The organism is Phytohabitans kaempferiae, from assembly GCF_042433955.1.
GTDB lineage: Bacteria > Actinomycetota > Actinomycetes > Mycobacteriales > Micromonosporaceae > Phytohabitans > Phytohabitans kaempferiae.
On sequence record NZ_JBHLUH010000063.1, the window covers coordinates 63,159 to 72,897 of the forward strand.

Here is a 9,739-nt window from a genome sequence, read left to right on the forward strand (position 1 = left end):
TCGCGCTCCCGTCACCCGGTCACCGCCGCAACACCGTCGCGGAGCACATGTGCGCAGCAGCCATATCCTGATACGCCCGATACGCCGATCGCGGCGGAACGGCGGAATCGCGCGCCAGGGCCAGCCGCGGTCCAGCAACGGTCGTACTGCCGGCGGGCGAAACTGGTAACCCGTCGAATTTGCCGGGCTGAATGGTTGATTCCTCGCTGCGAGCGCGTAAGGTCCACCGCAGTCGATGCCGGCAGTCAATGTCGATTGTGGGGGCCAGCATGTCAGTCCGTCGCGTCGTCGCGGTCTTCTCCGCCGTCCTCGCCGCGATCGGGCTGGCCACGCCCGCCGCGGCGGACGATCGGCACGGCGGTCGGCTGCCGGCGCTGCACTCGCTCCGCTCGCCGGTGACCGACGAGTCGTTCTACTTCGTCATGGCCGACCGCTTCGCCAATGGCGACACCGGCAATGACCAGGGTGGACTCGGCTCCGACCCGCTGGTCTCCGGCTTCGACCCGACGAAGAAGGGCTTCTACAACGGCGGCGATCTCAAGGGGCTGCTCGCCCAGATCGACTACATCCGCGGGCTGGGCACGACGTCGATCTGGCTGACGCCGAGCTTCAAGAACAAGGCCGTCCAGCTCGAAGACGGTCCCTCGGCGGCCTACCACGGCTACTGGATCACCGACTTCACGCAGATCGACCCGCACCTGGGCACCAACGCCGACCTGCGCGCGCTGATCGACGCCGCGCACGCCCGGCGCATGAAGGTCTACTTCGACATCATCACCAACCACACCGCCGACGTGATCGGCTACGAGGGCAGTGACCGGCGCGGATACGTGTCGAAGGACGTCGCCCCCTACCGCACCGCGGCCGGCGTGCCCTTCGACGACCGCGACCACGCCGGCGAGGCCAGCTTCCCGGCGCTGGATGCCCGCACCTCGTTCCCGTACGCGCCGGTGCTCGACCCGGCCGAGCGAGACCTCAAGGTGCCCGCCTGGCTCAACGACGTCACGCTCTACCACAACCGCGGCGACACGACCTTCGTCGGCGAAAACTCGTACTATGGCGACTTCTTCGGCCTCGACGACCTCTTCACCGAGCACCCCCGCGTGGTCGCCGGCATGATCGACATCTACAAGACCTGGATTCGCGAGTTCGGCGTCGACGGATTCCGCATCGACACGATGAAGCACGTCAACGACGAGTTCTGGCAGGCGTTCGGCCCCGAGGTGCTCGACTACGCGCGGCGGCAGGGCAAGCGCGAGTTCTTCATGTTCGGTGAGGTCTTCGACACCACCAAGAGCTTCACGTCGCACTTCACCACCGCCGGCCGGATGCAGGCGGTGCTCGACTTCCCGTTTCAGGAGGCGGCGCGCGACTTCGCCTCGCGCGGCCAGCCGGCGGGGCGGCTCGCGACGTTCTTCGCCGGCGACGACTGGTACACCGACGCCGATTCCAACGCGTACCAGCTCCCCACCTTCCTCGGAAACCACGACATGGGGCGCATCGGCCACTTCGTGACGGCCGACAACCCCGGCGCCGGCGACGCCGAGTGGCTGGCCCGCGACCGACTCGCCCACGAGCTGATGTACTTCAGCCGCGGCAACCCCGTCATCTACTACGGCGACGAGCAGGGCTTCACCGGCGCGGGCGGCGACCAGAACGCGCGGCAGACGATGTTTGCCAGCCAGGTGGCCGACTACCTCGACGACGACCTGATCGGCACCGACGCGACCCACGCACGGGACAACTTCGTGACCGCGCACCCGCTGTACCGAGGCATCTCGTCCCTGGCCGCGCTGACCCGCGCGCACCCGGCGCTGCGCGACGGCGCCCAGCAGCACCGCTACGCCGCCGACGGCCCGGGCGTCTACGCCTTCTCCCGGCTCGACCGGGGCGACCAGCGCGAATACCTCGTGGCGCTGAACAACAGCGTGCAGGCGCAGACGGCGGCCATCCCGACGTACGCGGGCAAGCGGACGTTCCACCGCCTGTACGGCACCGGCCCGGCACACGCCCGGACCGCCCAGGACGGCCGGCTGACGCTGACCGTGCCGCCACTCTCGACGGTCGTGTACGCCGAGTCCGGCCGCATCCCCGCCGCCAAGGCCGCGCCGCCGGTCACCGTCACCGGCGCGACCCCGGCCGAGGGCGCCCGCGGGCGGATGCACATCACGGCCAGCGTCGCCGGCTCGTCGTTCTACGAGACGACCTTCTACGCCCAGGTCGGCAACCGGCCGTGGCAGGCGATCGGCACCGACGACAACGCGCCCTACCAGGTGTTCCACGACGTGAGCAGGCTGCGCGCGGGCACACCGGTGCGCTACCGGGCCGTGGTGCGCGACAACCGTGGGCACACCGCCACCAGCGCGCCGCGCCCGGCGACCGTGCCCGCCCCGGCGGTCGCGATCGAGACACCGGCCGAGGGGAGCCGGGTCCGCGGCACGGTCGAGGTCCGCGCGGTCGTCGACCCGGAACGGGCCACGCACACCGTCACGTTCGAGCGGCGCGTCGCCAGCGGCCCGTGGACCCCGATCGGCGCCGACGCCACCTCGCCGGCCTACACGGTCTTCGACCCGCTCCCGGCCGACCTGGCCTCGGACACCCCGGTCGAGTACCGGGCCACGGTCCGCGAGCCCGACGGCACCACCGCGACCAGCCCGGTACGCCTGGCCCGTGCCGCCGGTCCACAATCGACGGTCGCCACGCTGCACTACTACCGCCCGGCGGGCGACTACGGCGACCAGGAAACGGGCTGGGGCCTGCACATGTGGGGCGACGCGGTCGACCCGGCTGTGCTCGGCCAGGTCGCCTGGGACAACCCGTGGCCGTGGGACCGTGTCGAGGGCGGCTGGGCCGAGTACGACATCCCGCTCGCCATCGACACGCAGCCGGTCAACTTCATCATGCATCTGCCGTCGGGCGACTCGGTGCCGGATACGCGCGAGCCCGGTGGCGACCGCTCGTTCCTGCCGATCAACAGCCCCGACGTCTGGATCATCCAGGGCGACCCGGCCGTCCACACCAGCCCACCACCGGTCTGACTGACGTAAATCCGTCAGCGAACCCGCTCGCCGCTGAGTTGCTGGCCGGCGGCGTCGATGCCGAAACCCTCCTCACCAGGCTGGGTCTGGGTACACCGCTGACGGGCCGTTTCCCGCGCCGACGATCGAGTGGGACCACGCGCGCGAACGGGCCACTCTGCTGCTCGACGTCGACGGGAGCAACTGGCCCGACGACGTGGACGGAAAACAGGGCTGGTGCCTCTTCAACTTCACGGAGGATCCGGCCGCCGGCGGCGTGAGCGACGATGCTCACCACCGGCACCCCGCCGCCGGCGACACCTCCCACGCCGTCGCCCACCACCACCCCGTCCCCGTCCCGCACCTGATGGGAAGGCGGGTCCGAGATCGGTGCGGGCCTGGCTACGAAACGCCGGACGCGCGCCCCTCGTGCAGCGTGATGTTGCGCCCGTCGGACGGGTCGAAGAGGTGGATCTTCTCGAGGTTGACCCACACCTTGTACGGGCCGCCCTCCCGCACGCCCGACTCCGCCGACAGCCGGGTCACCAGGTTGGCACCGCCGGCCGGCAGGTCGGAGGCGCCCGCGTCGGCCGCCAGCTCCTCCAGCTCCGCCGAGCTGGCCCGCTCGCCCTCGACGGTCAGGTACACGTACTTGTCCGAGCCCATCGACTCGACCAGGTCGACCGGCGCCTCGAACTCCATGCCCTTGGACCGGGCCGCCTCGTCGACCAGCGCCGCGTCCTCGAAGTGCTCGGGGCGGATGCCGAGGATCATCTCGCGCGGCGCCTCACCCCGGTCCAGCATCCCGCGCAGCCGCTCCCCCACCGGCACGTCGCCGAGGGCCGTACGCAGCGCGCCGTCGGTGGCCTGGGCGCCGAGAAAGTTCATCGCGGGCGAGCCGATGAAGCCGGCGACGAAGAGGTTGGCGGGGTGGTCGTACAGCGTCTGCGGGTCGCCGACCTGCTGCACGACGCCGGCCCGCAGCACCACCACGCGGTCGCCGAGGGTCATCGCCTCGGTCTGGTCGTGCGTGACGTACACGGTGGTGGTGCCGAGCCGCTTCTGCAGGCGGGAGACGACCGTACGCATCTGCACGCGGAGCTTGGCGTCCAGGTTGGACAGTGGCTCGTCCATGAGGAACGCCTTGGGGCTGCGCACGATCGCCCGCCCCATCGCCACGCGCTGCCGCTGGCCGCCGGAGAGGTTGGCGGGCTTGCGGTCGAGCAGCTCGGTGAGCTCCAGCACCTTGGCCGCCTCGTTGACCTTCTGCTCGATCGTGGCCTTGTCCAGTTTGGCCAGTCGCAGCGGGAAGGCCATGTTCTCCCGCACGGTCATGTTGGGGTAGAGGGCGTACGACTGGAACACCATCGCGATGTCCCGGTCGCGCGGCGCCTTCTCGTTCATCCGCTCGCCGCCGATGCGCAGGTCGCCGCTGGAGATGTCCTCCAGCCCGGCGATCATGTTGAGCAGCGTCGACTTGCCGCAGCCCGACGGGCCGACCAGGATGACGAACTCACCGTCGGCGATCTCCAGGTCCACGTCCCGTACGGCGACGGTGCCGTCCGGGTACTGCTTGCCGACCTTGTCCAGCACGATCTCGGCCATGAGTCACCCCTTAACCGCGCCGGACGTCAGGCCCGAGACGATACGACGCTGGAAGAACAGCACGAACAGAATGATCGGAATGGTGATGACGACCGCGGCCGCGGAGATCGAGCCGGTCGGGTCCTCGAACTGCGAGTCGCCGGTGAAGAACGACAGCGCCACCGGCACCGTGCGGGAACGCTCGGTGGAGGTGAGCGAGATGGCGAAGAGGAAGTCGTTCCAGCAGAAGATGAACGCGAGGATCGCGGTGGTGAAGACGCCCGGCGCGGCCAGTGGCGCGATCACCTTGCGAAACGCCTCGCCCTGGGTCGCGCCGTCCATCTTGGCCGCCTTCTCCAGGTCCCACGGGATCTGTTTGAAGAACGCGGAGAGCGTGTAGATGGTCAGCGGCAACGCGAACGTGATGTACGGCAGGATCAGGCCCGGCCAGGTGTCGAAGAGCCCGAGCCGCCGCTCGATGTCGAAGAGCGGCGAGACGAGCGACACCTGGGGAAACATCGCGATCAGCAGGGAGACGCCGACCAGCAGCCGCTTGCCCGGGAAGTCCAGGCGGGCGATGGCGTACGCGGCCATCGTGCCGAGCACCACCGCGATGACCGTGGAGATCAGCGCGATGCCGATCGAGTTGATCAGCGCCCGGACGAACTGGTCGGTCTGGAAGATGTTCCGGTAGTTGTCGAGCGTCCACTCGCGCGGGATGAAGTTGCCGTCGGTGAGCGTGTTGGTCGTCTTGAACGACAGCGACATGATCCACAGCACCGGGATGAGCGCGAAGACCACCACGACCAGGTCAAGCAGGCCCCAGCGCCATTTGGCTCCACGTGCCTCCATCAGCGCCTCCCCTCCTCACTCGCGCCAGGTGCGGCGGTGCCGAAGAGCTTCACGAAGACGAACGCGATGACCGCCACGGTCAGGAAGATGAGCACCGACATCGTGGAGCCGATGCCGAGGTTGAGCCCCCTGATGAGGTTGTTGTAGGCGAGCATCGACACCGACGAGGTCTCGTTGGCGCCCGCCGTCAGCACGTAGATGTTGTCGAAGACCCGGAACGCGTCGAGCGTGCGGAACAGGAGCGCGACCAGGATGGCCGGCTTCATCACCGGCAGCATCACCTTGGTGAACCGCTGCCACGCCGTCGCGCCGTCCATCGACGCCGCCTTGAGCAGGTCCTCGGGTACGAGCGCGAGTCCCGCCATCAGCAGCAGCGCCATGAACGGCGTGGTCTTCCAGATCTCCGCCAGCATGATGATCGCCAGCGAACTGGCCCGCTCGGTGAGGGGCGCGCTGTCGCTGAAGAGGTTGGCGAGGTAACCGGTGCCGGGCGTCCACGCGTACCGCCACGAGAACGCGGCGACCACGGTCACGATGCCGTACGGGATCAGCGCCGACGTGCGTACCAGCCCGCGCCCCACCAGTGTGCGGTGCATGATGACGGCGAGCCCCATGCCGAGTACCAGCTCGACCGCGACCGTCACGACGGTGATCAGCATGGTGACCCCGAAAGCGGTCCACCAGTAGTCGTTGGTCAGCACCGTCGCGTAGTTCGCCAGGCCGACGAACTCCCGCTCGTCTGGAAACTTCAGGTCGTACCGCTGGAGCGAGAGCCAGACCGAGTAGAGAATCGGGTAGGCGGTCACCGCGACCATCACGATCGCGGCGGGCGCGCAGAGCAGCCAGCCCAGCCGCCGCTCGGCCCGCTTCCCTTCGGAGAGCCGCGCCTTCTCCGCCTTGCTGAGCGGCTGCGCCTCCGGCTCCGGCCGCGGCTCCGGCGCCCGGTGCTTGGCCTGCGTCATGCTCACGGCAGGACCCCCTTCGACTCGAGAGCATCCTTTATGGACTCACGCAACTCCTTGGCGGTCCGCTCCGGATCGATCGCGCCCGGCGGCGACAGCGCCGCCGACATGACCGTCGAGATGTTCTGGTACGCCGGCGACAGCGGCCGGGTCGCCGGGTCGCGCAGCTCCTCGAGGATGGTCTCCTTCATCGGGTACGCCTCCGTCATCTCCGGATCGGCGTAGATGCTCTCGATGGTCGGCGGCACACCGTCGTTGATCGCGGAAAACTTCTGGTGCTCCGCGTTGCGCAGGCACAGCGCCGCGTCGAAGGCTTCCTCAGGGTGCTTGGAGTACTTCGACACCGCGAGGTTGTAGCCGCCGATGGTCACCTTGCTCGGCGTGCCCGCGTCGACGCCCGGATAGCGCGCCCACCGCACCTTCTCGGCGAGTTCTGGCGCGCCCTCCTGCATGGCCGGGTACACGAACGGCCAGTTGAGCTGGAAGGCCGCCTCGCCGCTCTGGAACTGGAGGCGGGCGTCGTCCTCCATCGCGTTGGTGAACGAAGGGCTGGTCACGCCGGCGGTGGCGAACCGCTTCAGGATCTCCAGCCCGCGCACCGCGCCCTCGTCGAACACGACCTCCGTGCCATCCTCGTTGAGGATGTGCCCGCCCGCGCTGGCGACGATCGTGTTGTAGAGGACGACGAGTCCCTCGTACTGGGCGCCCATCGTGATGATCTGGTACGGCTGGCCGCGCCCCTTGAGGTCGAGCGACTGCTGGATCATCTCGTCCCACGTCTGGGGCGGCTGCTGCACCAGGTCGGTGCGGTACCACAGCAGTTGCACGTTGGTGTTCTTCGTCGCCGCGAAGAGCTTGCCCTCGTACTCGGCCGTCGCCAGCGGCCCGGCGAGCGTGCCCTCCTCCGCCCGCGCCTTGTCGTCACCGGTCCACTCGAGGATCCAGTCGGCACTGGCGAACTCCTGGGTCCAGGTGATGTCGAGGCCGAGCACGTCCATGCCGTCGTCCTCGGCGGCCAGCCGGCGCACCATCTGCACGCGCTGGTCGTCCGCGCCGCGCGGGAGCACCTGGTATCTGATCCGGTATCGCCCGGCCGCCTCGGCGTTGCAGTCGTCGACGACCTTCTGGAGATTCTGTTCGGGCGCGTAGTACAGATTGATGGTGGGCGTCCCGCTCTCCTCGCCACCACACGCCGCGAGCGGGCCGAGCAGGGCCACCGCGGCGGCGGCCGCGCCCACCCTCCGGGCCCTCGACGCTGTCAGTCTCATCTTCCGCACCGGCCTCGCCTCCCTCCGTCGGGCGCCGGAGGTCGCGGCGCCCCGGGTCTTCCCCGCGTGGCGCGAGCGCGTCGGCGTCGACGCGTGATCGTGGTGCGCCCCTTCTCCCCGGTCCGCCCGGAGATCAAACCTGGCGAGTTCACTATAAGGACTAAATATGTAAAATCTGGGCAAATGTGGCCCAGGCTCACAATCGTCGATGGCGAAAAGTGCACGAACGGACGCTGTCCCCCTGGCGAACTCCGCCGGTACGGTCGTGTCGCGGGTCGCCGCCGACGCCGATTCTCCGCATTCGCGCCCTATGTAGACGGTCCACCGGGCAGGATCGTGAGCAGGCTGGAGGTGCGCCCATGCCGGATGAGTCCCTCGCTCAGTCGGTCGCGGTCGCGTTCGACGTACGCGGGCTCCCACCGCTGAAAAACGAGGCGTTGTCCATCTTCTCGGCCGGGCACCGGCAGGCGGGGCGGGTACGTGCGCTGCTGGAGGCGGCCTGCTCGGCCGCGCAGCGCACCGGCTGGACGCCGGTCACCGAGCCGGTGGCACTCGACGTGGTGCTGCGGCGGCCGCCCGGCCACCACAGCGGCGACGCGACCAACTTCCTCGGCGGCATCGGCGACGTGTTGCAGGACAAGCGGCGCTCCGCCCCGGCCAACCTGGCCCACCTGGGCGTGCTGGTCGACGTCGCGCTGTACGTCGACGACCGCCAGATCCGCCAGCTCTCCTACCGCGAGGAAGAGGCGGACGAGCCCTCCTACACGGTGCGCGTCTCCGCCATCTGAGCAAGATCTGGGCTACCGCGATGTCCGTTGTGGTCCAGACCGCTGCTCCCGCAGCCTCACCCTCCGCCGCCCCGACCACCGCGTGACCGCCGCGTGAGGCAGGCCACCGACGCGATGACCATGAACTTGGCAGCAGTGACCATGTTACGGCCGGCCTGGCGCCACAAGTCGTCTTGAGAGCTTCGGAGTCAGGGTCTTGGCCCCGTCCACAATGGTCACCACAGACCGCCGCATTCTGCCGATTTGTCGGCTCACCGCAAGCCCGAAAGCAGGCACGACGTCCCGGTTGCTCGCTGCCGCCACGTGTCGCCGCCGGCCCCCGGGGGCGCTACCTGACGGTAGGCATTGAAGCCCCGGAATCCTGGGCGCCCTCCCGCCAAGATCCCGACAACATCCCTGACTTTTGCTGCCTCCCGCTACGGGCGTAACAGCAAGTCCCCCGATTTTGTCGCCACGCGCCGCCACGGACGCTCGATCACGCCCTCCACCCCGACACCGAAACTCTCTTGATCCGGCCGCATCTGGTTGATCGAGGGCGTGCCCGCGTGCCCTTTCTTGGGGGGCGGGGGTGCTCCCGGTCTTGGAGGTCAAGGTCGTGCGTGGCGAAAGTTCACCCTCTGGGGTCAACTGGTCGCCACGGACGGACCGCCTCCCGGCCCCGTCAGCCCGGGCAAGAGGGCTTTGTCGGGGACGTAGCCCCCTTACGGCCGGTTTGAAGAGGCGATGTCCCTGACAAACGCCCACACACCTGCCGGGTTCGGCACGGCAACCACCGGGCCTGGCGTCCACGCCGCAGGTCGGTATCCGGCGTCCCGTTTCGGGTTGGGCGCACCGGTGCACCCAACCCGACAGCTTCTCCAACACAGGACCGCAGCTCCGAGGCCAGCCCAGCCGCGCGACCACCTCGACTCCGAAAACCTCCATAGGCCCAGAGACCTCCGGGGTCGGGGTTCGTGGATCTGTCCACAATGCTGGGACCGGCGCGCGGTGGACCGTCCGCCGCCACAGACCAGGCCCGCCAGCCGACGTCGGCCGCCCGGTCGACCATGGGATGAGCAGCATTGACCAAGGTGCCTGCCTCAGGTTTTGCCTGAAATGTCGCTGCACAAACCATGATCACCGGACGAGGGGGCGAGCGGGGCACGCCACCGCCGGGGGCAGGCGACCTCGAGCGCGGCGACCACTCCCCATGCCGCCCGGTAACCCTGCACCTAGAGATCTTTCGGGGTCAGGGTGGGCGTGTGTGTCCACTATGCCGCGTCCGGGGG

The 9,739-nt window shown here is 69.1% G+C and carries 6 protein-coding genes; 2 read left to right on the forward strand and 4 right to left on the reverse strand.

Annotated elements, in window-relative coordinates; translation table 11 throughout:
- Positions 1–269 precede the first annotated feature (269 nt).
- Positions 270–3,038 (forward strand): alpha-amylase family glycosyl hydrolase, encoded by a 2,769-nt coding sequence (locus ACFFIA_RS30575; protein WP_377257442.1) that lies wholly within the window; start codon positions 270–272, stop codon positions 3,036–3,038.
- Between the two features lie 381 nt (positions 3,039–3,419).
- On the opposite strand, the gene ACFFIA_RS30580 is transcribed toward ACFFIA_RS30575, so the two are convergent.
- From ACFFIA_RS30580 to ACFFIA_RS30595, 4 genes are read right to left on the reverse strand one after another with little or no spacing between them, the layout of a single operon-like run.
- Entirely contained in the window at positions 3,420–4,622 is a 1,203-nt protein-coding gene (locus ACFFIA_RS30580) for an ABC transporter ATP-binding protein (RefSeq protein ID WP_377257444.1), read from the reverse strand.
- Positions 4,623–4,625: 3 nt separating this feature from the next.
- Positions 4,626–5,453, reverse strand: coding sequence for a carbohydrate ABC transporter permease (locus ACFFIA_RS30585; RefSeq protein ID WP_377257446.1), 828 nt, complete (start codon positions 5,451–5,453; stop codon positions 4,626–4,628).
- Positions 5,453–6,415 (reverse strand): carbohydrate ABC transporter permease, encoded by a 963-nt coding sequence (locus ACFFIA_RS30590; protein ID WP_377257458.1) that lies wholly within the window; start codon positions 6,413–6,415, stop codon positions 5,453–5,455. The genes ACFFIA_RS30585 and ACFFIA_RS30590 overlap by 1 nt, the downstream gene beginning before the upstream one ends.
- 2 nt (positions 6,416–6,417) lie before the next feature.
- Positions 6,418–7,683, reverse strand: coding sequence for an ABC transporter substrate-binding protein (locus ACFFIA_RS30595; RefSeq protein ID WP_377257448.1), 1,266 nt, complete (start codon positions 7,681–7,683; stop codon positions 6,418–6,420).
- 359 nt (positions 7,684–8,042) lie between these two features.
- On the opposite strand from ACFFIA_RS30595, the gene ACFFIA_RS30600 reads away from it, so the two are divergent.
- Positions 8,043–8,471, forward strand: a complete 429-nt coding sequence (locus tag ACFFIA_RS30600) for a RusA family crossover junction endodeoxyribonuclease (RefSeq protein ID WP_377257450.1) — start codon at positions 8,043–8,045, stop codon at positions 8,469–8,471.
- Positions 8,472–9,739 lie beyond the last annotated feature (1,268 nt).

Excerpts from the sequence above, each read along its gene's own strand:
- ACFFIA_RS30575 (WP_377257442.1), top strand. The coding sequence starts at position 270 with ATGTCAGTCCGTCGCGTCGTCGCGGTCTTCTCCGCCGTCCTCGCCGCG.
- ACFFIA_RS30580 (WP_377257444.1), bottom strand. The coding sequence starts at position 4,622 with ATGGCCGAGATCGTGCTGGACAAGGTCGGCAAGCAGTACCCGGACGGC.
- ACFFIA_RS30585 (WP_377257446.1), bottom strand. The coding sequence starts at position 5,453 with ATGGAGGCACGTGGAGCCAAATGGCGCTGGGGCCTGCTTGACCTGGTC.
- ACFFIA_RS30590 (WP_377257458.1), bottom strand. The coding sequence starts at position 6,415 with ATGACGCAGGCCAAGCACCGGGCGCCGGAGCCGCGGCCGGAGCCGGAG.
- ACFFIA_RS30595 (WP_377257448.1), bottom strand. The coding sequence starts at position 7,683 with ATGAGACTGACAGCGTCGAGGGCCCGGAGGGTGGGCGCGGCCGCCGCC.
- ACFFIA_RS30600 (WP_377257450.1), top strand. The coding sequence starts at position 8,043 with ATGCCGGATGAGTCCCTCGCTCAGTCGGTCGCGGTCGCGTTCGACGTA.